At 70.7% G+C, this 22071-nt stretch carries 20 protein-coding genes; 9 read left to right on the top strand and 11 right to left on the bottom strand.

The window, feature by feature from the left end:
- Window positions 1–240: sigma-70 family RNA polymerase sigma factor (locus AB0J90_RS34335; RefSeq protein WP_363599534.1), on the top strand; the 240-nt coding region annotated here is incomplete at its 5' end.
- Window positions 241–355: 115 nt separating this feature from the next.
- On the opposite strand, the gene AB0J90_RS34330 is transcribed toward AB0J90_RS34335, so the two are convergent.
- The 3 genes from AB0J90_RS34330 to AB0J90_RS34320 form a co-directional block, all read right to left on the bottom strand.
- Entirely contained in the window at window positions 356–946 is a 591-nt protein-coding gene (locus AB0J90_RS34330) for a GNAT family N-acetyltransferase (RefSeq protein WP_363603258.1), read from the bottom strand.
- Window positions 943–2466, bottom strand: a complete 1524-nt coding sequence (locus tag AB0J90_RS34325; protein WP_363603257.1) for an APC family permease — start codon at window positions 2464–2466, stop codon at window positions 943–945. The genes AB0J90_RS34330 and AB0J90_RS34325 overlap by 4 nt, the downstream gene beginning before the upstream one ends.
- A gap of 125 nt (window positions 2467–2591) precedes the next feature.
- Window positions 2592–3218 carry a GPP34 family phosphoprotein gene (locus AB0J90_RS34320; protein WP_363603256.1) on the bottom strand — a complete coding sequence of 209 codons (627 nt, stop codon included), beginning with the start codon at window positions 3216–3218 and terminating at the stop codon, window positions 2592–2594.
- A gap of 172 nt (window positions 3219–3390) precedes the next feature.
- Here AB0J90_RS34320 and AB0J90_RS34315 point away from each other — a divergent pair, with 172 nt between their 5' ends.
- The 3 genes from AB0J90_RS34315 to hrpB are packed head-to-tail and all read left to right on the top strand — an operon-like array spanning window position 3391 to window position 7040.
- On the top strand, window positions 3391–4233 hold the full coding sequence (locus AB0J90_RS34315; protein ID WP_363603255.1) for a helix-turn-helix transcriptional regulator: 843 nt from the start codon (window positions 3391–3393) through the stop codon (window positions 4231–4233).
- 40 nt (window positions 4234–4273) lie between these two features.
- Window positions 4274–4477 (top strand): DUF397 domain-containing protein, encoded by a 204-nt coding sequence (locus AB0J90_RS34310; RefSeq protein WP_363603254.1) that lies wholly within the window; start codon window positions 4274–4276, stop codon window positions 4475–4477.
- A 46-nt stretch (window positions 4478–4523) separates the two neighbouring features.
- Window positions 4524–7040 (top strand): ATP-dependent helicase HrpB, encoded by a 2517-nt coding sequence (gene hrpB / locus AB0J90_RS34305; protein ID WP_363603253.1) that lies wholly within the window; start codon window positions 4524–4526, stop codon window positions 7038–7040.
- 24 nt (window positions 7041–7064) lie between these two features.
- On the opposite strand, the gene AB0J90_RS34300 is transcribed toward hrpB, so the two are convergent.
- The 3 genes from AB0J90_RS34300 to AB0J90_RS34290 form a co-directional block, all read right to left on the bottom strand.
- Window positions 7065–7808 carry a protein phosphatase 2C domain-containing protein gene (locus AB0J90_RS34300; protein WP_363603252.1) on the bottom strand — a complete coding sequence of 248 codons (744 nt, stop codon included), beginning with the start codon at window positions 7806–7808 and terminating at the stop codon, window positions 7065–7067.
- 88 nt (window positions 7809–7896) lie between these two features.
- Window positions 7897–9009 (bottom strand): hypothetical protein, encoded by a 1113-nt coding sequence (locus AB0J90_RS34295; protein ID WP_363603251.1) that lies wholly within the window; start codon window positions 9007–9009, stop codon window positions 7897–7899.
- Window positions 8952–9959, bottom strand: a complete 1008-nt coding sequence (locus AB0J90_RS34290; RefSeq protein ID WP_363603250.1) for a transporter substrate-binding domain-containing protein — start codon at window positions 9957–9959, stop codon at window positions 8952–8954. Before AB0J90_RS34290 ends, AB0J90_RS34295 begins: the two co-directional genes overlap by 58 nt.
- 318 nt (window positions 9960–10277) lie before the next feature.
- On the opposite strand from AB0J90_RS34290, the gene AB0J90_RS34285 reads away from it, so the two are divergent.
- The 3 genes from AB0J90_RS34285 to AB0J90_RS34275 all read left to right on the top strand — a co-directional run bounded on the left by AB0J90_RS34285 (window position 10278) and on the right by AB0J90_RS34275 (window position 15630).
- Window positions 10278–13340, top strand: a complete 3063-nt coding sequence (locus tag AB0J90_RS34285; RefSeq protein WP_363603247.1) for a glycoside hydrolase family 9 protein — start codon at window positions 10278–10280, stop codon at window positions 13338–13340.
- Between the two features lie 1004 nt (window positions 13341–14344).
- On the top strand, window positions 14345–15292 hold the full coding sequence (locus AB0J90_RS34280; RefSeq protein WP_363603245.1) for a zinc metalloprotease: 948 nt from the start codon (window positions 14345–14347) through the stop codon (window positions 15290–15292).
- Window positions 15289–15630 carry a hypothetical protein gene (locus AB0J90_RS34275; protein ID WP_363603243.1) on the top strand — a complete coding sequence of 114 codons (342 nt, stop codon included), beginning with the start codon at window positions 15289–15291 and terminating at the stop codon, window positions 15628–15630. The genes AB0J90_RS34280 and AB0J90_RS34275 overlap by 4 nt, the downstream gene beginning before the upstream one ends.
- A 118-nt stretch (window positions 15631–15748) precedes the next feature.
- On the opposite strand, the gene AB0J90_RS34270 is transcribed toward AB0J90_RS34275, so the two are convergent.
- The 5 genes from AB0J90_RS34270 to AB0J90_RS34250 all read right to left on the bottom strand — a co-directional run bounded on the left by AB0J90_RS34270 (window position 15749) and on the right by AB0J90_RS34250 (window position 20539).
- Entirely contained in the window at window positions 15749–16006 is a 258-nt protein-coding gene (locus AB0J90_RS34270) for a UBP-type zinc finger domain-containing protein (protein WP_363603241.1), read from the bottom strand.
- A complete protein-coding gene (locus AB0J90_RS34265; RefSeq protein ID WP_363603239.1) occupies window positions 16003–17574 on the bottom strand; it encodes a Na+/H+ antiporter in 1572 nt (523 codons plus the stop codon). The genes AB0J90_RS34270 and AB0J90_RS34265 overlap by 4 nt, the downstream gene beginning before the upstream one ends.
- Before the next feature lie 25 nt (window positions 17575–17599).
- Window positions 17600–18715: an acyltransferase gene (locus AB0J90_RS34260; RefSeq protein ID WP_363603237.1), complete on the bottom strand. Its 1116-nt coding sequence runs from the start codon at window positions 18713–18715 to the stop codon at window positions 17600–17602.
- Window positions 18716–18843: 128 nt separating this feature from the next.
- Window positions 18844–20256, bottom strand: coding sequence for an NADP-dependent succinic semialdehyde dehydrogenase (locus tag AB0J90_RS34255; RefSeq protein WP_363603235.1), 1413 nt, complete (start codon window positions 20254–20256; stop codon window positions 18844–18846).
- A 13-nt stretch (window positions 20257–20269) separates the two neighbouring features.
- Entirely contained in the window at window positions 20270–20539 is a 270-nt protein-coding gene (locus AB0J90_RS34250) for a DUF6343 family protein (protein ID WP_363603233.1), read from the bottom strand.
- A 101-nt stretch (window positions 20540–20640) separates the two neighbouring features.
- Here AB0J90_RS34250 and AB0J90_RS34245 point away from each other — a divergent pair, with 101 nt between their 5' ends.
- Together AB0J90_RS34245 and AB0J90_RS34240 are read left to right on the top strand one after the other, a co-directional pair.
- A complete protein-coding gene (locus AB0J90_RS34245) occupies window positions 20641–21063 on the top strand; it encodes a PPOX class F420-dependent oxidoreductase (RefSeq protein WP_363603231.1) in 423 nt (140 codons plus the stop codon).
- A gap of 131 nt (window positions 21064–21194) precedes the next feature.
- Window positions 21195–22067, top strand: a complete 873-nt coding sequence (locus AB0J90_RS34240) for a GDSL-type esterase/lipase family protein (RefSeq protein WP_363603229.1) — start codon at window positions 21195–21197, stop codon at window positions 22065–22067.
- Window positions 22068–22071: the final 4 nt, after the last annotated feature.

The raw sequence follows: 22071 nt of genomic DNA, 5'->3' as shown, positions 1-22071 counted from the left end.
CTCGGCGACATGCTCGGCGGCGACGACCCCGACTTCGAACAAGCCGAACTCCGCATCGCCCTCGGCCCCGCACTCGCCACCCTCGACGAACGCGAACAAAAAATCCTCACCCTCCGCTTCTACGGCAACCTCACCCAATCCCAAATCGCCGACCAGATCGGCGTCTCCCAAATGCACGTCTCCCGCCTACTCACCCGCGCACTCACCAAACTCCGCGGACAACTCAGCGAGACGTACTGATTCTTGGGGGAGGTACCGGCGTGGAACGCGCCGGACGTCAGGGGCCGGGCCAGTATTGGCCCGGCCCCTGACGCGTCACCGATCGGTCATCCCGCCGAGTTGACCGATTGGGCGTTCACCCTCCCGCCGGCCGCCACATCGGCCAGAACGGGGTGCCGTCGGGCAGCCGGAACGGCTCGCCGACCCGATAGCCGTGCCGGGCGTAGAGGTCCCGGCTGCGGGTGCCACTCGCGTCCAGGTACGCCGGCAGTCCCTGCTCGTCCAGCCAGGCGTGCCGGTGCCGGAGCAGCGCCGAGCCGATCCCGGTGCCCTGCCGGTCCGGTGCGACGGCGAGGAAGGCCAGATGGTCGTGCGGATCGTGCGGATGGTTCGCCTCGAACAGGTCGTCGAGCAGCCGGAACCGGTCGGTCAGCTCGCCGCAGGCGGCGGCCAGACGATCGTCGTAGTCGACCGGTGGGGGCAGCGGATCGCCGACCGCCGGCAGCCACACCGCGACCGCGCGTCGGTCCTCGGTGGTCTCGACCAGGCCCCACTCGATCGCGTGCTCGACCAGGATGTGGAAGTCGTCCGTCAGGATCTTCGGACGGACCGCCGGGTCCGGCACCAGCCAGGCGGTGGCGGCCAGCGGGTGGAACGCCTCGGCGATCAGTTCGGCCAGCACCCGGGCGTCGGCCGGTTCGGCCCGCTCGATCACCGGCCCGGTCACGGCCGTGCCTCCACCGGCTGCCGCTCGGTGGCTCCCGGCGGAATCGGCCCACCGATCGCGCTCTCCGGGCCGAGCCCGATGGTGGCGTACACCTCCGGACGGCGGGCACGCAGCACCAGCGCCCAGATCACACCCAGTACGGCGGCGACCGGGTAGGCCGCCGGCAACGCCCAGCGCAGCACCGAATCGGGCGCCACGCCGAGCAGGATGGCGAAGTTGTCCAGCGCGATGAACACGATGACCGCCAGGGCCACGGTGGCCAGACCGGGAGCGATCACCCGGTGCCAGCCGCTCTCCCCGGACGGGTTGCGGGCGAAGAAGGCGATGACCGCGATCGAGGTGGCGGTGATCAGCAGCAGTACGCCGAAGCCGCCACCGGTGCCGCCCCAGTAGAAGAGCTTGACCAGTGGGTCCCAGCCGGCGATCGCGTAGACCGCGATGACCACCAGCCCGAGTACGCTCTGCGCGATCGACGCGGCCCGTGGTGCACCCGTACGCGGGGCGGTGCGGCCGAAGAGCGCGGGCAGGACCCGCTCCCGGCCGAGCGCGAAGGTGTACCGGGCGGTGGTGTTGTGGAACGAGATCATCGCGGCCAGCACCGAGGTCAGGAAGAGCACCTGCCCGATGCTGACGAAGGTGCCGCCGAGGTTGCCGTCGGCGAGTACGAAGATGAGTCCGACTCCCTCCGCCTGCGACGACTCGACGATCTTGTCCGGGCCGGTGGCGACCGTCATCGCCCAGGCGCTGAGCGCGTACAGGCCGGCGATGATGGCGACGGAGAGGTACGTGGCGACCGGGACGGTCCGCTTCGGATCCTTGCTCTCCTCGCTGAACACGACCGCGGATTCGAAGCCGGTGAAGCCGGTCGCCGCCAACACCAGGATCGCCCCGACGCCGGGCACGAACAGGTTCGACGGGTCGAGCGTTTCGAGGCTGACGCTGCCGCCGGCCGGGCTGAGCAGGTCGGCCAGGTCGAACGCGACGATGATGGCGATCTCGGTGAGCAGCAGTACGGCCAGCACCATGCCGTTGATGTCGACCCGCAGTACGCCGAGTCCGGCCACCACCGCCCAGGCGATCAGGGCGATCACCCACCACTTCGGGTCCTCGATGCCGAAGAACTGCTCGAGTACGGGCGCCGCCGCCGCGCCGACCGCACCGTAGAGCCCCACCTGCAGCGCGTTGTACGCGATCAGTGCCACCCAGGCCGCCGCCACCCCGGCCGGCCGGCCGAGCCCACGGGAGACGTACGCGTAGAAGGCCCCGGCGTTGGCGGTGTGCCGTGCCATCGCGACGTAACCGACCGAGAAGAGCGCCAGCACCGCGCCGATCAGCAGGAAGGCCAGCGGGATGCCGGTCACACCGGTCACCGCGAACCCGGTGGTGACGACGCCGGCCACCACGGTCAGCGGGGCGGCCGCCGACAGCACGAAGAAGACCACGGACGGGATGCCGAGCCGGCCACTGGCCAGCGCGGTGGAGACGTTGCTCGGTCGGGGGGTTGCTGACGGAGGGGCCATCGAGTCTGCTCCGGGGGTGAGGAGGGGAGAGTGGCCGGACCGGGATTGCCCGGGCGGTCAGGGTCGACCGTCGGCTCCGGCCGATCGGTCCCGCCGGTCGGAGGCGGCCGGTCAACTTCGGCCGGTCAGGGGCGACCGGACAGCACAGCGGCCCCCACAGCCGCCTCGGTGTGCCGGGCCAGGTCACCCAGGGGTGGCGGCAGCCCGTCTATCAACTGGTGGAGCCGATACTGCGTACCGGGTTCGGTGCCCCACAACACCTCACGCAGCAGGTTGGTCGCGGCCAGCAGGGCGAGCAGCAGCACGTCCGCGACCGGCAGTGGTTCGCCGCGACTGAGCGACGCCCGCAGCCGGGTGACCGGCCAGGCGGCGGCGTTCATGTCCGCGGGTTGGTAGACGACCGCGGTGCGCAACAGGCGCCGGGTCTCCACCCGCCGTACCGTGCCGGCGCGGGCGAGCCGCTCGCCGACCGACTCGGCCGCGCTGTTGCCCAGAAACCCCAACCAGGTACGCACCGACCGGTGCTCCGGCTCCCCCACCAGCTGGTCGAGCACGGTGTGCGCCAGGGCGTCGTCCGGTGGTCGACGGTCCACGACGGTGACCGTGCCGGCGGTGATGACGATCCGCCGGGCCAGCAGGAGTTCGCCGAGCAGCCCGGCCGCGAGCCCGAGTCCGGTGGCGGAGGGGTGCAGCCGGGGTTTGCCCTTGGCGTCGTCATGGGCGATCAGGAAGAACTCGTCCGCGAGAAGCAAGACTCTCCCTTTCGTCCGGCGTGTGTGGACTGTCCACACGGGATAGAAGTGTTGTTGATCGACGCCGGAGAAAAGGATGCACCGGGGGGTGGATGCAATGCAACTCCCGGATTCAATCGGTTTCAAGACCGGGTGCCGGGCCCGCGAATCCGGTCGTGGGAAACTCGGCGCCGTGACCGCCAGCCCAACCGTCCGCCGCCGCCGTATCGCCCGCGAGCTTCGCCAGCTACGCGAACGGGGCGGGATGACACTCGACCAGGCCGCCCGCCAACTGGACATGTCCAAGAGCAACCTGTCCCGGATCGAGAACGCGCAGATCGGCATCAAGCCCCGCGACGTACGCGCCGCGCTTGCGCTCTACCAGGTGACCGGGGAGGAGGCCGAGGCTCTGATCGAGGTTGCTCGGGGCGCCCAGGGGCGCGGCTGGTGGCAGAGTTACAGCGACGTACTGCCCGACTGGTTCGAGTTTTATGTCGGCCTGGAGGCCGAGGCCGCCGCTCTGCGGACGTACGAGGCCGAATCGGTGCCCGGGTTGTTGCAAACGGAGGAGTACGCCCGCGCGATCTACCTACTCACCGCGGGCGACAGCGGCGTGGAGCGAAAGGTGGCCGCGCGACTGCAGCGCCAGGCGGTGCTGCACCGCGACCCGTCGGTGCAGTTGTCGGTCGTCCTCAACGAGGCGGTCCTCCTCCGGGCGGTCGGCGGGGCGCACGTGATGGCCCGGCAACTGGAACACATGATCAAGGTCGCGGAGTTACCCAACGTTACAATTCAGGTACTTCCCTTCGCGGCCGGCGGACACCCTGCGATGACCACGCCGTACGTCATCCTCGGCTTCGCCGAGGCCGCCGACGCGTCCGTGGTTTACCTGGAAAACCTAACGATGGGGCTGGCTCTGGAGGAAGCCGATCATGTGCTCGGGTATACCCTGCTGCACGAGAAGCTGTGCCGGATGGCGCTGACTCCGGCGGAGTCGATGACCCGAATTCGGGAGGCTTCTCTTAACTATCCGTGATCATTCCGGTGGCTCATCGGGCGGAAGACAAGAGGTACCAATGACGGGGATCGACCTGGCCCGGGCCGACTGGCGTACGAGCCGCCGCAGCAGTGGCAACGGCAACTGCGTGGAGGTGGCCATCCTCGACCGCGCGGTGGCGGTACGGGACAGCAAGGACCGGCCGGGGCCCGTACTGCTGTTCGACCGGGCCGGATGGACGGCCTTCGTCGCCGGCACCCGCGCGTTGCGCGGCACCGACTGACCCGGCGAGCCGACGGCCGTACCGGCCCCGGTGCGACACTGGCCCGGTGCTACCCGAGACGATCACCGAGGACCTGCCCGTCCGCCACGTCCTGCCGGAGTTGCTCGCCGCGCTCCGCAGCGAGGGTGCGGCGGTGCTGGTCGCGCCGCCCGGCACCGGCAAGACCACGCTGGTGCCACTGGCGCTGATGGACGAGGTCGAGGGTCGGATCGTGGTAGCCCAGCCCCGCCGGATCGCCGCCCGCGCAGCGGCCCGCCGGATGTCGTCGCTCCTCGGCGAACAGGTCGGAGGCACGGTCGGCTACGCCGTACGCGGTGAGCGGCGGGTCGGTGCGCGTACCCGGATCGAGGTCGTCACCACCGGTCTGCTGGTGCAACGCCTCCAGCACGACCCGGAACTGGCCGGCGTCGGCGCGGTGCTGCTCGACGAGGCACACGAGCGGCATCTCGACTCCGACCTCGCGCTCGCCTTCGCGGTCGAGGTACGCGCCACACTCCGCCCCGAACTACGGCTGCTGGCGATGTCGGCGACCGCCGAGGCGCAACGGCTGGCCGCCGTACTCGGCAGTGCCGGGGAAGGACCGGTGCCGGTGGTCGAGACCCCGGCGGCGCTGCACCCGGTCGAGGTGGTGTGGGCGCCGCCGCTGCGCCCGGTCGATCCGCCGCACGGGCTGCGGGTGGATCCACGAATGCTGGACCACGTGGCGGCCACGGTGCGCCGGGCCCTGCACGAGGCCGACGGCGACCTGCTGGTCTTCCTGCCCGGGGCGGGTGAGATCGGCGGGGTCGCGAACCGCCTGGGCGGCGTACGGGGCGAGGTCGACGTGGTGCCCCTGCACGGGCGGCAGTCGGGGCGGGACCAGGACGCCGCGCTGCGCCCCGGCACCCGTCGCCGGGTGGTGCTGGCCACCAACGTGGCCGAGACCAGCCTGACCGTGCCCGGCGTACGGGTGGTCGTCGACGCCGGGTTGAGCCGGGTGGCCCGTACGGACCTGGCCCGCGGGCTTGGTGCCCTGGTCACCGTGGCGGTGTCCCGCTCGGCCGCCACCCAGCGCGCCGGTCGGGCCGGACGTGAGGCGCCGGGGTGGGTCTACCGGTGCTGGTCGGAGGCGAGCCACGACCGGCTGCCGGCCCAACCGGAACCGGAGATCGCGACCGCCGACCTGACCGCGTTCGCGCTGCAACTGTCCTGCTGGGGCCAGCCCGACGGCACCGGCCTGGCACTGCCCGATCCGCCGCCGGCCGCTGCCATGCAGGTTGCCCGTACCACGCTCGGGGCGTTGGGCGCGGTGGAGGGCGACGGGCGGGTGACCACGCGCGGCCGGGCCATCGCGGCGGTCGGTGCGCATCCACGGCTGGCCCGCGCACTGCTGGACGGCACCGAGACCCTGGGCGCGCAGCGGGCCGCCGAGGTGGTGGCGCTGCTCTCCGAAGACTCGGTGGCCGGTCGCGACGACGACCTGGCCGTGGTGTGGCGGCGGTTGCGCGGCAACACCGACCAGGCCGCCACCGCCCGCTGGCGGGCCGAAGTCACCCGGCTGCGCGGCGCCGCCGACGCCCAGGAGAGCAGCGGTGGGAAGCGGCTGCCCGACGACCTGGCCGCCGGGCTGCTGGTCGGGCTCGCGTACCCCGAGCGGTTGGCCCGGGTCCGCAAGTCGGGCGGGACGACGTACCTGATGGCCGGCGGAACCGCCGCGGACCTGGCGGCGGGGTCGGCGCTGACCGGGTCGGCGTGGTTGGCGATCGCGGTCGCGGACCGCGCGCCGGGCCGGCGGGGCGCGCAGATCCGGCTGGCCGCGGTGATCGACGAGGCGACCGCCCGCGAGGCCGGTGGGCCACTGCTCGTGCAGGAGCGGGAGGTGGTCTGGGCCGGCAACGACGTGCAGGCCCGCGACGTACACCGACTCGGGGCGCTGGTGCTGGCCGAGCAAGGGCTCAAGCCGGACCAGGAGGAGCTGACCGCCGCCCTGCTCGACGGCGTACGCAAGGTCGGGCTCGCCCTGCTGAACTGGACACCCGAGGCGGAGTCGACCCGGCTACGGCTGGCCTTCTGCCGGGAGGCCTTCGGCGATTCGTGGCCGGCGGTGGACGACGAGTCGCTGCTCGCCGCGATGCCGCAGTGGCTCGCCCCGGAGTTGGCCGGCGCGCGACGACGGGCCGACCTGCACCGGATCAACGTCTCCTCGGCGTTGCGCCGGCTGGTCCCGTGGGCGCAGGCCGCCCGGTTGGACGAACTGGCCCCGGAGCGGTTGACCGTGCCGAGCGGTTCGCGGATCAGGGTCGACTACACCGACCCGTCCGCGCCGGTGCTGGCGGTCAAGTTGCAGGAGACGTTCGGCTGGGCGGACGTGCCCCGGCTCGCGGACGGGCGGGTGCCGGTACGGCTGAGCATGCTCTCCCCGGCCGGTCGGCCGGTCGCCGTCACCAGCGACCTGGCCTCGTTCTGGGAGACCGGCTATCCGCGCGTACGCAGCGAGTTGCGCGGGCGCTATCCCCGCCACCCGTGGCCGGACGACCCGAGCCGGGCCAAGCCGAGCGGGCGGGTGAAGCCCCCGCGCCAGTGACGGCGGTGCCCGAATCGGGCCAGCTCACTCGCCCGCGTCGTCGGCGACGTCGGCGACGTCGGCGATCACCACGGTGATGTTGTCCGGCCCGCCGGCCCGCAACGCCAGGTCGACCAGCCGGCGGGCGCAGGCGTCCCGATCGGGGTACGACCGCAGCGCCTCGGCCAGCGAATCGGAGCGGACCACGTTGGACAGCCCGTCGGAGCAGAGCAGCCACCGGTCTCCCTCCCGCGGCGGCTGGGTGGAGTACGCCGGACTGGCCGGTTCACCCTGCAACGCCTGGGTGACCACCGCCCGCCGCGGGTGGCTGCGCGCCTGCTCGGCGTCGATCACGCCCTCGTCGACCAGCAACTGCACGAAGGTGTCGTCCCTGGTGACCTGGGTGAACACGTCGTCGCGCAACAGGTACGCCCGCGAGTCGCCGATGTGGGCCAGCGCGAGGCTGGTGCCGGTGGCGGAGAACAGCAGGGCGGTGAGGGTGGTGCCCATGCCGTGCCGGGTCGGCTCCTCCTCGACGGCGGCACGGATCCGGCCACTGGCCTCGCCGAGCACACCCTGTAACGCCGGCACCAGTTCCTCGTCCGGGGTCGGCCGGTCCACCGGTGCGATCGTCTCGATGGCGATCCGGCTGGCCAGGTCACCGGCGGCCATGCCGCCCATCCCGTCGGCGACGGCGATGAGCCAGTCGCCGGTGTGCACGGAATCCTGATTGCCGCTACGGATCAGGCCACGATCGGTCACTGCGGCGGCGCGCAGCTTGAGGGTCATGGCAGGCAGCCTGCCAGGAGAGGGGCCACAATGTCTCTAGTAGATCACCGGAGCCGGCTCACAAATGCCGTGATTTAACTTTAGGTAGTCATCGCGTCACGGGAATCGCCGTGTCGGGGGCGTCGTCGAACGGTCGACCGGAGCAGCGAGGGTCGGGATCGGCGGGTGGCCGGCGCGGGATCGCCCACTCCAGTGCCGTCTCCTCCGCATGCCAGCCGTGCACCCGTACGGTGCTGTAGGGGACCTGTTCGAGTTCGGGGCAGAGCGTCTGCGACCGGACCCGGTCGTTGCGGACGAAACGTACCGAGCCCCGCTCGTCGAGCAGGGTGGTCGTCCGGTCGTCGACGGCGATCACCCGGGCGATCAGCACCTCCACCGGCTCGGGCGACGCACCGGGAACCGGCTGCTCCGGCGCCGCCGACACGGGGGTCGAGATGATCTCGACCGCCACCATCGGCAGGATCGGCGCCCGCAGGAAGATCGCCCCGAGCAGGAACGGCGCGGTGAGCGCCGCCGCGATCAACACCCATCGGGTGAGTACGGGTGCGACCGGGCTCGGGATCGGACCGGTCAGGAACACGGTGAGCAGTGGCGGCAGGGTCAGCAGCACGACGGTCACCCACTCCTGCGCCCGTACGGCCGCGATCGCCGCCGGTGCCACCCATGCCTCGGCGAGCAGCGCCGCGACCAGCGGCAGCACCAGGCAGAACAGGTACCGGCGGAGGTGGTCTTCGCGATGCCGTCGCCGGGTACGCAGGCCGAGGATGGCCAGGGCCAGCATCAGCAGGCAGGGCAGGAACCGGAACTGCCAGGTGAGCAGGGCCAGCAGCACCGCCGCCATGATCACCCAACCGGGTAGCCGGGCGGTGGCGCGGGCCAGCAGGGAACGCTCGGGGTCGAACCGGTCCGGGGCGCTGACCCAGAGCAGCGTGCCCAGCGCGGCCACCGCCAGCACCACCAGCGGCAGCACCCAGAGCAGGGTGATCAGCAGCGCGCTGACCAGGCCGAGCGGGCTGACGTACTGCACCAGGACCAGCATGGTCGACAGGTCCTGCCGGCTCAGGTGCCAGAGCCGCAGCACGAGCAGGAGCAGCGGGAACGCCGGCACCACGGTGAGCAGCCAGTGCTGGGCCTGGCGGGCGCTTACCGTACGGTCGCCGGCACCGCTCTCGGTCGGATCGCCGCCGTCTCCCAGGGCCACCGCCGTACCTCCACCTCTTCCACGTCCGGCTGCTGTGCGACCGCGACCGGTTGGGGCAGGTTCACCGGCTGTTCGGGGCGTAGGTGCCGGTCGAACGCGTCCTCCCAACGGCGGTCCCGCGGATCGGTCAACGAGTCGTAGAGGGAGAGGTTGACCAGGTCCCGCAACGCCTCGTTGGCACCGGTGTTGACGCCGTACATCTCCGACGGGTCGAGTCCTATGTCGTGGTGGCGCAACTGCTCCGGGTACTTGGCGACGAAGCCGGCCAGGATCGCGGCGTCGGTGGTGACGGCCTCCACCTGCTTGGCGAGCAGCGCGTCCACGCACTCGCTCACCCGCTTCTTGCTGATCAGTTCGACCCCGGCCTTGGCGGCCGGCGACTCGGAGGTGGCGGTGGAGAGGCTGCACACCTTCTTGCCGCGCAGGTCGATCAGGGTGTCGACGGGACCGGCGTAGTCCAGGCGGGTGATCACCGACTGCTCGGTGGCCAGGTACGGCGCGGAGAACGTGACCCCGCTGAGCCGCTCCCGTTCCTCGGTGATGCTGTACGAGGCGATCACCAGGTCGACGATGACAAACTGCCCGTCGTCCGTACGCGCCTGCATCTTGGCCCGGTCCTCGCTCTCGATGGCGAGGAACCGTACGGCGTTGGGCCGGAACCCGAGGTCGGCGGCGATCATCCAGGCGATGTCGATGTCGAAGCCGGAGTAGGTGCCGGTCTTGGGGTCGAGTTGGGCGATGCCCGGCTGGTCGTCCTTGACGCCGATCAGCAGTTCGCGCTTGCCGATCACGCCGGCCTCGCGGAGCAGGTCCTGTTCGGCCGGTGGGCCGGTGAGCAGCACGGTGGTGATGACGGCCGCGACCGCCACCACGAGACTCAGGAGCACCGCCACCAGCCGTACGCCGCGGGTCACCGACCCACGACGGGAACCCCTGTCCTCCTGGGTCACCCTGTTCCCCCGATCACCCCCGGCCCGAACCATCCATTTTGGCCTATCCGCTACGTTCCCGACAGTCGTGGCGTCGCGCGCCCACTGTCGGCTAACCGATCGTGTTCGCCAAGGTCGAGCCGCCGGTACGGGTCGGACCGAAAGCCAGCCCATCCAGGATCACCGATTGACAGCCCAGAAACGGCCTGGCAACATCGCTGTTGTATTGGGAGCGCTCCCAGCCATGGCTCTCGATACCTTCGCCGCGGGACCGGCCGAGTCAGCGGGATCGACCGGGTCGGCGTCACCGCGGGCACGCCCCCACCGGAAGGAAGCTCCGTGACCCGACCCCGACGCCTGCGGCGGGCCGTCGCGCTCCTCGCCGCGACCGCCCTCGCCGTCACCGGCACCGGCCTGACCGGCGGCGCAGCCCACGCCGCCCCCACCGAACACATCGTCAACGGCACCTTCGACAGCGGCACCGACCCGTGGTGGGCGACCGACAACCTCACCCTCAGCGTGGTCGACGGCCGGCTCTGTGCACAGGTGCCGGGCGGCCTGGCCAACCCCTGGGACGCCAGCCTCGGACACAACGACATCCCGTTGGTCGACGGCGCCGCGTACGCGCTGTCGCTGCACGCCTCCGCCAGCGCCCCGACCACGGTCAAGGCGAACGTGCAGCTCAACGAGGCGCCGTACAGCACGGTGCTGGCCCGGGACCTGGCGCTTACCCCGGCCGGGCAGACCTTCGGGTACGACTTCACCGGCACCCTCGACTCCACCAACGGCACCCTCACCTTCCAACTCGGCGGCAGCGCCCAGCCGTACACGTTCTGCCTCGACGACGTGTCGCTGAGCAGCGAGGCCGGCACCGAGCCGCCGGACGACCCGGCCGGTCCCGAGCAGCTCACCAACGGCGACTTCGCCAACGGCAGCGACGGCTGGTACTCGTACGGGACCACCAGCACCGGCGTGCAGGACGGCAGGCTCTGCTCGGCGGTCCCCGGCGGGCTGGCCAACCCCTGGGACGGCGGCGTCGGGCAGAACGACGTGCCGCTGGTCGCCGGGGCGGAGTACACCCTCGCCTTCGACGCCTCCGCCGCACCCGGTGCCACGGTCCGCGCGGCGGTGCAGCTCGGCGCGGAACCGTACACCTCGTTCTTCGCCGCGGACCTGCCGCTGACCGCGACCCCGCAGCGGATCACGCGGACCTTCACCGCCACCATGGACACCGAGCTGGGCCAGGTCGCCTTCCAGGTCGGCGGCAACGCCGCCGGCTACACCCTCTGCCTCGACAACGTCTCGCTGCGCGGCGGTGAGGAAGAGCCGCCGTACGTGCCGGAGACCGGCCCACGGGTACGCGTCAACCAGGTCGGTTACCTGCCCGGCGGCCCGAAGAACGCCACCGTGGTCAGTACCGCCACCGAACCCCTGCCCTGGCAGCTCAAGTCAGCCGCCGGAACGGTCGTCGCACAGGGACTGGCCACCCCGCGTGGCCTGGACGCCGCCTCCGGCCAACGGGTGCAGACGATCGACTTCTCCGCACACCGGACCGCCGGCACCGGCTACACGCTGACCGCCGACGGCGAGACCAGCCACCCGTTCGACATCTCCGGTGACCTCTACCGGCAACTGCGCTCCGACTCGCTCCAGTTCTTCTACATCCAGCGCAGCGGCATCGCGATCGACGGCGACCTCGTCGGCGACGAATACGCCCGCCCCGCCGGCCACCTCGGCGTGGCACCGAACCGGGGCGACACCGACGTGCCGTGCCAGCCCGGCGTCTGCGACTACCGCCTCGACGGCCGGGGCGGCTGGTACGACGCCGGCGACCACGGCAAGTACGTCGTCAACGGGGGCATCGCCACCTACCAGCTGCTGAACGCCTTCGAGCGGACCAAGACCGCGCCCACCGGCGGCGCCGGTGCCGGACTCGGCGACAGCACGCTGCGGGTCCCCGAGCGCGACAACGGGGTGCCCGACATCCTCGACGAGGCACGCTGGGAACTGGAGTTCCTGCTCCGGATGCAGGTCCCGGCCGGCAAGCCGAAGGCCGGCATGGCCCACCACAAGCTGCACGACCAGAACTGGACCGGGCTGCCACTGGCCCCCGAGGCCGACCCGCAACTGCGCGAACTGCACCCGCCGTCGACCGCCGCGACGCTCAACCTGGCCGCGACCGCAGCCCAGTGCGCCCGGCTCTACGCCACCTACGACGCAGCCTTCGCGGCCAGGTGCGCCACCGCCGCCCGGACCGCGTACGCGGCGGCCAAGGCCAACCCCGCCGTGTACGCCAGCCCGAACGACGGCAACGGCGGCGGCACCTACAGCGACAACGACGTCAGCGACGAGTTCTACTGGGCCGCCGCGGAGCTGTACCTCAGCACCGGCGCGGCGAACTACCTGGCCGACCTGAGCGCGTCGCCGCACCACACCGGCAACGTCTTCGACGCCAACGGTTTCGGCTGGGGCAGCACGGCGGCACTCGGCCGGCTCGACCTGGCCACCGTGCCGAGCGGGCTGGCACCGCAGGAACGCGACCGGATCCGGGCCTCGGTGCTGACCGCCGCCGACGGCTACCTCACCACCCTCGCCGGCCAGGCGTACGGGCTGCCGATGCCGGGTGGACCGGGCAGCTACTTCTGGGGCGCGAACAGCAACATCATCAACAACGCGGTGGTGCTCGCCACGGCGTACGACCTGAGCCGGGACGTACGCTACCGCGACGGTGCGGTGCAGGGGATGGACTACATCTTCGGCCGCAACGCGCTGAACCAGTCGTACGTGACCGGCTGGGGCGAGCAGGCGTCCCGCAACCAGCACAGCCGGATCTTCGGCAACCAGTACGACCCGTCCCTGCCGAACCCGCCCGCCGGCTCGATCGCCGGTGGCGCCAACGCCAGCCTGGACGACCCGTTCGCGGCGAACCTCCTCGCGGGCTGCGCCCCGATGTTCTGCTACGTCGACGACATCGCCTCGTACGCGACCAACGAGGTGGCGGTCAACTGGAACTCGGCACTGGCCTGGATCGCCTCGTTCCTGGCCGACCAGGGCGCCGCCGCCGCACCACCGGCGGCGAACTGCCGGGTCGGCTACGTCAACTACGGCGCCTGGCAGGGAGGTGGCGGCTTCACCGCCCAGGTGACCATCACCAACACCGGCACCACCCCGATCGACGGCTGGACCGCCCGCTTCGCCTTCACCGGTGACCAGCGGCTGCGCGAGGCGTGGATGACCCGGGCGACCCAGTCCGGCGCCACGGTCACCGCCCAGAACGAGACCTACAACGCCCGCATCTCCCCCGGCGGTACGGCCACCTTCGGCCTGAACGCCACCACCCCGACCGCCGGCCCCAACCCACCCCCCGGCCTCTTCACCCTCAACGGCATCCCCTGCACCTAACCCACCCCCCGCCCGCCCCCGCCCCCGCCCCCGCCCGCCCCCGCCGACGATCTTGCACTTGTGGCGCCCGGATCGGGGCACTCATCCGGAATTGCGCACCACCACAAGTGCAAGATCGTCGCGCTACCGGGGGGGGGAGGGGGCGGTGTGAGGGGTCTGGGGCTTCGGGGGGCGACCGTCATCGCGGCAACGTGACCGTCGGCCCGTCGCACCTGTCCCAGCCTCTCGGTGCAGGCCACACGGGCACTCGCAACACCGGTCACGCATGTACGCGTACGGCCCACCGTCCCCGCTGTCCAGGCGCCGGTGCTCGGGCTCCTCCCGCGTACGCGCCCTCGCGCACGGATGGCACAACTCCCCGATCGCCTCCGCGTCGAACACCCGCCCCGCACGATGCGTCATGGGTGCTCTGCAAGGTTCGTTCGTCACGGCCCAACCGCCGATCTGAACAGGCGCCGGCCCCGTGTACCGACATCACGAGCCGCGCTTGACCGCGTGCACGATTGACGAGTTCACAGGGCATGATCGTCAGATGTTCTGCTGCATTCCGGACGGCGTGTCGGAACGCAGAACGACTGACGTCTATGGCGGTCCCCGACCCGGGACCTAGGCGAGCAGCCCGGCTTACTCGCGACTCATGATCGGTGCTCGCTGGGCTGTCGCGTCGCCACCCCGATTGACGCATGAGCGCGCGTGGATCATGCAGCCGACCATCCCGCCAGCCACATCCGTGCCTGCCAGCGCCCGCGCCGGTAGCTGACTGGGTCAGGGCGTACATCCAGCGGTGTACGTACATCGAATTTGATGTAAAGGATCAACGCGTCACACCGTTCGAAACCGTCCCAACCGCACTCCCCCGAGAATGCGCCCGCCGAACGCGCGACGCGATCATTTGAGGCGCCTGTTGTAGAGAATGAGTGGTAATCGAGCGCGATTTAGCCCCTCTTTCAGTGAAAGTGCGGGGATCTTGGAGTCGGAAGGGCGGGCGGGTCCACAATCGGGGGATGACGGAGGTACGGGCAGTGGCGGGCGGGGCGGTGGTGCGGAGTCGGTGCGCGACGATGCCGGTGCACCGGCGGCTGCTGGACACCCGCGAGGGGTACGCGACCGCCGCCGCCGAGATCGAGAACTTCACCTTCCACGAGTGCCGGCGCGGGCGCTCCCGACTCGACCAGGTGGTACGGATTCCCGTGGTCGCGCACGTGGTGTGGCACGACGAGGCGCAGAACGTCGACGACGAGCAGGTACGCAGCCAGCTCGACGTACTCAACGCGGACTTCCGGCAGCGCAACGAGGACTGGACCGGCGTACCCGAGGTGTGGCGGTCGGTGGTGGCGGACGCGCGGGTGGAGTTCTTCCTCGCCGAGACCGATCCGACCGGCGCACCGACCACGGGTATCACCCGTACCCGGACCGAGGTGACCGGATTCGCGCCGGAGGACGACGCGGTGAAGTCGGCGGGCAGCGGCGGGGTCGACCCGTGGCCGGCCGAGCGTTACCTGAACATGTGGATCTGCCAACTGTCCGGCGGGGTGCTCGGTTACGCCCAGTTTCCCGGCGGGCCGGCGGAGACCGACGGGGTGGTGCTGCTGCACTCCGCCTTCGGCACCACCGGCACCGCCGTGGCGCCGTTCGATCGGGGCAGGACCTGCACGCACGAGGTCGGACACTGGCTGAACCTGCGGCACATCTGGGGTGACGACGGGGACGGCTGCGGGGGCGACGACTTCGTCTCGGACACCCCCAACCAGGCCGGGCCGAACTACGGCCGACCGAGCTTCCCGAGGGTGACCTGCGACAACGGCCCGGACGGGGACATGTTCATGAACTTCATGGACTACACCGACGATGATTCGATGGTGATGTTCACCGCCGGGCAGGTCGCCCGGATGGCCGCCACCCTGGCCGGACCCCGCGCCGCGCTGGCGGCCGGTGCCACACTGACAGGATGACCGAGCAACCGCCGGAGGCGCTGTTCCGCCGCTGGGTGCACGTCCGCGAGGAGGACGACGCGGACGTACGCGTCTACCGGCCCGCCGACCGTCCGCTCCCGCCGGCACGGGGCCGGGACGGGATCGAGTTCCGCCCGGACGGCACGTTCATCGACTACCTGCCGGGGCCGGCCGACGCACCGACCCGCGCACCCGGACAGTGGCGTACGGACGCTGACGACCGGCTACGGCTGACCGGTCCCGCCGGCCGCGGCAGTACGGTCTTCCACCTGGTCGCGGTCGACGACGACACGCTGCGGCTGCGCCCGCTCGGCGGCGAACAGCCGCCGCCCACCTGAGGCGAACAGCCGCGCACCTGAGGCGAACAGCCGCCGCCCACCTGGCGCGAACAGCTGCCACCTGAGGCGAACAGCCGCCCCGTCCGAGGGAGCAACCGCTGGACGAACAGCGGGCCGGTCAGCCGACCTGTTCGTCGGCGTAGCACCAGCGCCAGGATTCACCGGGCTGGAACGACTGGATGACCGGGTGCTCGGTGGCGTGGAAGTGGGCGGTGGCGTGCCGGCGCGGCGACGAGTCGCAGCAGCTCACCCGACCGCAGGTCAGGCAGAGGCGCAGGTGCACCCAGTCGGACCAGCCGTTCTCCAGGCAGTCCTGGCAGCCGTCGGTGCTCTGCGGTTCCGGTTTGGCCGCCTCGGCCAGATGTGCGCAGCTCATCGCTCACCCTTCCGTCGCAGCAGCGACTCTTCCAGATCCAGATCGCGGTACGCGCGCACGAGCACCTCTTCCGTGATCCGCCCCTGGTCGCGGGCGGTCCGGAACACCTCGCGCTCCGCGTCGATCATCTCCTGCCGCAGCCGACCGTACGCCTGCGAGGGCGTTTCCCGTCCGTCGCCCCCCAGCCGCTCCCAGGCGCTGTTGCTGCGATACTCGACCATCGCCCGGAGGCGCTCGACCACCGCTGGCGGTGAGCCCTCGGCCTCCGCCTCCAGCCGTTCCTTCGCCGCCCGGCCGGCCTGCTGCTGGACCGCCGCCTCGGCGAGGGCGTCCTTGGCCGGGTCGTCGGCCGGGAGCCGCAGCCGGCGGGCGACCATCGGCAGGGTGGCACCCTGAAGCCCGAGGGTCACCACGATCACCGCGAACGCGAGCCAGACGAACAGGTCCCTCGGGTAGGCCAGCTCGTCGCTGGGCAGCGGCAGCGCGAGCGCCGCGCCGAGGGTGACCACCCCGCGCATCCCCGCCCAGGACAGGACGGCCGATATCCGGGCCGGTAGCGCGGTCCCGTTGCGGCGTACCTGCGGCACCAGCCGGACCAACAGGCTGGCCGGGAAGATCCAGAGGAACCGGGTGAGGAAGACCGTACCCAGCACCGCGACGGTGACCAGCACCATCGTGCCGATCTCGGTGTCGAGCCGGGTCAGCAGGTCCCGCAGTTGCAGCCCGACGAGCAGGAACACCAGGCCCTCGAGCAGGAAGGTGACCAGCCGCCAGAAGGCCATCGTCTGGAGCCGGGAGGCGGCGGAGAGCAGCACCGGCAGCTTGTGTCCCAGGGCCAGCCCGACCACCACCACGGCGACCACACCGGAGGCGTGGATCTCCTCGGCGAGGAACACCACGATGAACGGGGTGAGCAGCGACAGGGTGTTGTCCAGGATCGGGTCCTTGATCCGCTTGTGCAGGTAGCCGATGACCACCACCCCGACCAGCCCGACGAGCAGCCCGCCACCGGCGGTGAGCAGCACCTGCCCGGCGACTCCCCAGGTGTCGAGCCCGCTGCCGATCGCCGCCAGGGTAGCCACCCGCAGCAGCACCAGCGCGGTGGCGTCGTTGATCAGGCTTTCGCCCTCCAGGATGGTCACCACCCGTCGGGGCAGGCCGATCCGGCGCGCGACCGCGGTGGCGGCGACCGCGTCGGGCGGCGCGACGACCGCGCCGAAGGCCAGGCAGATCGCCAGCGGTACGTCCGGCAGCACCGCGTGCACCACGAAGCCGACCAGGAACGCGGTGAACAGCACCAGCCCGATGGCGAGCAGCAGGATCGGCCGCAGGTTGTGCCGGAACGCCGGCACCGAGGTCTGGATCGCGGCGACGTACAGCAGCGGTGGCAGGATGCCGACCAGCACGAGTTCGGGGTCGAGGCGTACCAACGGGAAGCCGGGCACGAACGAGAGCGCCACCCCGACCACGAGCAGGACGATCGGCGCGAGCAGGCCGAATCGGCGGGCCAGGGCGGCGCCCAGGGTCGCGATCGCCAGGAACAGAACGACCTCGAAGAGTGCCTCCATGCGGCACAGCCTAGGGGGACCCGGCTCAGTGACGTTCGCGGACCTGGTCGAAGCTGGCGCGCAGCCGGGTACGCAGCCAGGGTGTAGCCGGCCGCTCCACCAGGCGGTGGATCAGGAACGAGATGACCAGGATGCCAACCGCGATGCCGGCGAGCAGCAGGCCGTGCGGAACACGGTCACGCAGTTGCTCGACGGTGACCTTGCCGAGTTGCACATGCAACAGGTAGACCGGATAGGTCAGCGCCCCGAGCAAGGTCAGCCCACTCCAACGAATCCAGTCGAGCCAACCGAGCGCCACCGCAATCATGACCACGAAGATCAGCGTCTGTATAACGAGCGCGACGTGGAACCTGACCGGCTCACCGAAGCTGACTCCCAGGGCGACCTGACCGTGCAGCGATATTGCGCAGAGGACCCAGCAGGTACCGAGCATTCCCCAGAGCAGGAGGTTGGGCCCGAACCGGTGCATCAGGTAGAGGGCGATTCCGGCCACGAAGTAGCTCGCGAAGCGTGGTTCGACAATTGCGGTGAGCAGATCGGACTTACCCGCCTGGGCAAGCAGCGAGGCGGTGAGCCAGACGGCGCAGAACAGGACGACCCGGCGGTAGGTGACCCCGGCATGAACGACGATGGCGAAGATCAGATAGAACTTGACCTCCACCAGCAGGCTCCAGTAGACGGGATCGATGTTGGGGAGATCCATGAATCCCTGGAGCATGGTCAGGTTGGCGAGTACGTCGAGGCTGCGCGGGCTGCCCTCGGGAGTCGGCCAGATCAACAGAACGGTTGACGTCAGCAGTACGGCAACGACGTACGCCGGCAGTAGCCGGACGGCACGCGAGGTGAAGAACTCGGAGAGCGTACGCCCCCACGAGCTCATGCAGATGACGAAGCCGCTGATGATGAAGAAAAGCTGGACCCCCAGCCAGCCGTACCAGACCAGCGAATCACGGTCGAGTTCGCCGCCCCATTGATACGCATTCAGCGTGTGGTACGCGAAAACCATCAGCGCGGCCACGAAGCGGAGCAGGTCGAGCACGTAAAGTCTTCCGCCGCCCCGGGGGCGGGAAACCGCCTTCTCCACGACCTGTTTGGATGGAACAGCATCCTGGCGGGGCAACTCGACGGTTGCATCACTCACCGGAGCTGCCGGACCGTCCGTCGCCGTTTGCACTGGGCTCCCCTGGATGGTCTGGATCATCAGAGCGGGGATCATAGCAAGGCTGGTCCGGGCCGCGCGGTTACGGCAAACGCCTCTCGGCGGCGCCACTACTCGCTGTGTGAACCGGCGCCGCCGGTCGCCGTGCCCTCCCCCACCCAGACCGTCTTGGTGTTGCAGAACTCCCGGATGCCGTGGGCGGACAACTCCCGGCCGTAACCGGAGTTCTTCACTCCGCCGAAGGGCAGTTCCGGGAAGGAGGTGGTCATGCCGTTGATGAAGACGCTGCCCGCGTCGAGATCCCGCGCGAAGCGTTCCTGCTCGGCCGGGTCACGCGTCCAGGCGTTCGAGCCGAGCCCGAAGTTGGTGCCGTTGGCCAGGTCGATCGCCTCCTCGTACGAGTCGACCCGGAACAGTCCCGCCACCGGGCCGAAGACCTCCTCGGTCCACATGCGCATCGACGGGGTCAGGTCGGTGACCACGGTCGGCGGGTAGAACCACCCGTCCCCCTCGGGTCGCTGCCCGCCGCAGAGCACCCGCGCGCCCAGCCGGACCGCGTCGTCCACCTGTTCCTCCACGTCGATGCGCCCCTGTTCGGTGGCGAGCGGGCCGACGTCGGTGGTGGGGTCCATCGGGTCGCCGACCTGCAACGCGTCCATCCGGAGCGCGAACGCCTCGGCGAACGCGTCGAAGACGTCGGTGTGCACGATGAACCGCTTGGCGGCGATGCACGACTGGCCGTTGTTCTGGCACCGGGCGGTGGTGGCCACCTCGGCGGCCCGCTCGACGTCGGCCGAGGGCATCACCACGAACGGGTCGCTGCCGCCCAGTTCCAGCACCGTCTTCTTGATCTCCTGGCCGGCGATCCGGGCGACCGAGCGGCCGGCGCGTTCGCTGCCGGTGAGCGTCGCGGCCCGGACCCTCGGGTCGACCAACACCTGCTCGACCGCCTCGTAACCGACGATCAGGGCCTGGAACGCACCCACCGGAAAACCGGCCCGGCGGAAGAGTTCGTCCAGGTAGAGCGCGGTCTGCGGCACGTTGGACGCGTGCTTGAGCAGGCCGACATTGCCGGCCATCAGGGCCGGCGCGGCGAACCGCATCACCTGCCACAGCGGGAAGTTCCACGGCATCACCGCCAGCACCGGGCCGAGCGGTTGATAACGGGTGAAGGCCCTGGTGGCGCCGACGGCCTTGGCGTCGCCGGGCTCGTCGGCGAGCAGCCGCTCGGCGTTCGCCGCGTAGAACCGGCAGGCCGAGGCGCACTTGGCCACCTCGGCGCGGGCCGAGACGAAGGTCTTGCCCATCTCGACGGTCATCAGCTGGGCCAGCTCGTCGCATTCCTGGAGCAGCAGGTCGGCCGCGGCGTTCATCCACCGGCCGCGTTCGGCGAAGGTGGTGGAGTGCAGCGTACGGAACGCGTCGGCGGCCCGTCCGATCGCCGCGTCGACCTGCTCGGGTGACATCGGGTCGTAGGTCTTGAGCAGTTGTCCGTTGGCCGGGTTGATGGTGGCGATCGACATGTCGTACCCCTTGTTACTCGAAGAGCGAGTGGCTCGTGCCCGGCGGTTCCTCCCGGCGTCGCTGAGCCCGCCGCCGCATGATGATCACGAGGTCGACGACGGCCACGGCGGCGAGCACGAAGAGGATCACCGCGGGCACCCAGTGACCGGTGAGCACCACCAGCACCCCCAGCCCCACGGAGACCACCAGCCCGAACGAGGCCAGCACCAGCCGCAGGTTGAGCGCGCTGTACGGGTGCCCGACCGTCCCCCTTGCCCCGGTGGGCTGCGATTTTCCCGCCATCTGGTCGAACTACCCGGCCGGGTCGCCGGTTAACCTGTTCGGGTGTTCCGGGCGACCCGGTTCCGGTTGTCGCCCCCGGCCGAGCCGGGTAGAACGAGATCATGACAACTGAGCCCACGGTCCCCGCGAGCCACGCGGATCTGCTCGAACGCCCGCTCTTCACCCACCTGGCCACGGTCCGCCCCGACGGCGGCCCGCAGAGCAGCCTGATGTGGTTCGTCTGGGACGGCGAGCGGATCCGGATGACCCACACCAAGGCGCGGCAGAAGTTCCGGAACCTGGCACACGATCCCCGGGTCGCGCTCTCCATCGCCGACCCGGAGGACGGTTACCGGTCCCTGGAGGTGCGCGGCGTGGTGGAGTCGATCGACCCGGACGACGATCAGGCGTCGTTCTACCAGTCCCTCCAGCGGCGGTACGGCGCGCAGGGCGAGATCAGCGACATACCGAACCGGGTCGTGGTCACGATCCGGCCGACCCGGTTCGTGGCGGTCACCGGCGGCGCTGTGCAACCGCAGAGCTGACAGCGCCGTGCAACCACAGAGCTGACAGCGCCGTGCAACCACAGAGCTGACAGCGCAGGGTGTTCCGACCATCGGGGTGTCAGCGTAGAGTTACCGCGCCTGTGCTTTCCGCTGAAGGACCGGGGGAAAGAGTGTCTCGTCGCTGGACCACCACGGCCGCCGTCACCCTGCTCGCCCTGGCCGCACTGGCCTGTGAGGGCGGTAGCGGCGGCGGGATCGGACAGCCCAGTGGCGCACCAACGCCGCCACCCTCCGCCCGGCCCGACCTACCGGCGTCGATGGCCGCGCTCGGCGACTCCATCACCACCGGCTTCGGCACCTGCCTGGTGCTCAGCAACTGCCAACGCAACTCCTGGTCCAGCGGCGACGGGCTGCGGGTGGACAGCCACTACCGGCGGCTGCTGGAGGCCAACCCGGCGATCCGCGGCAACGGGCACAACCAGGCGGCAGCCGGAGCACGGGCACGACAACTGCCGGAGCAGGCGACGGCCGCGGTGAACGCCAAGGCGGACTATGTCACCGTGCTGATCGGCGCCAACGACGCCTGCCGGGGCCGGATCGAGGACATGACCGAGGTGACCGACTTCCGGTCCGAGGTCGACCGGGCCCTGGCCGTACTCAAGCAGGGGCGACCGAAGGCGCGGGTACTGATGGTGAGCATCCCCGACCTCTACCGCCTCTGGGAGATCGGCCACCCGGAAACCCAGGTGGTCCGGGTCTGGAACCGCGGCATCTGCCCGGCGCTGCTGGCGAACCCGACCTCGACCGCCGACGCCGACGTCAGCCGCCGGTCGCTGTTCCGGGCCCGGATCGACGCGTACAACAAGCAGCTCGTCGCCGCCTGCAAGGCGTACGGCTCACGCTGCCGCAGTGACGGTGGTGCGGTGCACCGGGTGCGGTTCAGCCTGGACATGCTGAACCGGTTGGACTACTTCCACCCGGACGTGGACGGTCAGAACAAGCTCGCCGAGGTCACCTGGGGCGCGTCCGGCTTCAGTGGCTGAACCC

It is taken from the genome of Micromonospora sp. NPDC049523, assembly GCF_040676775.1.
GTDB lineage: Bacteria > Actinomycetota > Actinomycetes > Mycobacteriales > Micromonosporaceae > Micromonospora_G.
The sequence above is the reverse complement of the archived record's forward strand: the minus strand, read 5'-3'. Positions and strand labels throughout refer to the sequence as shown.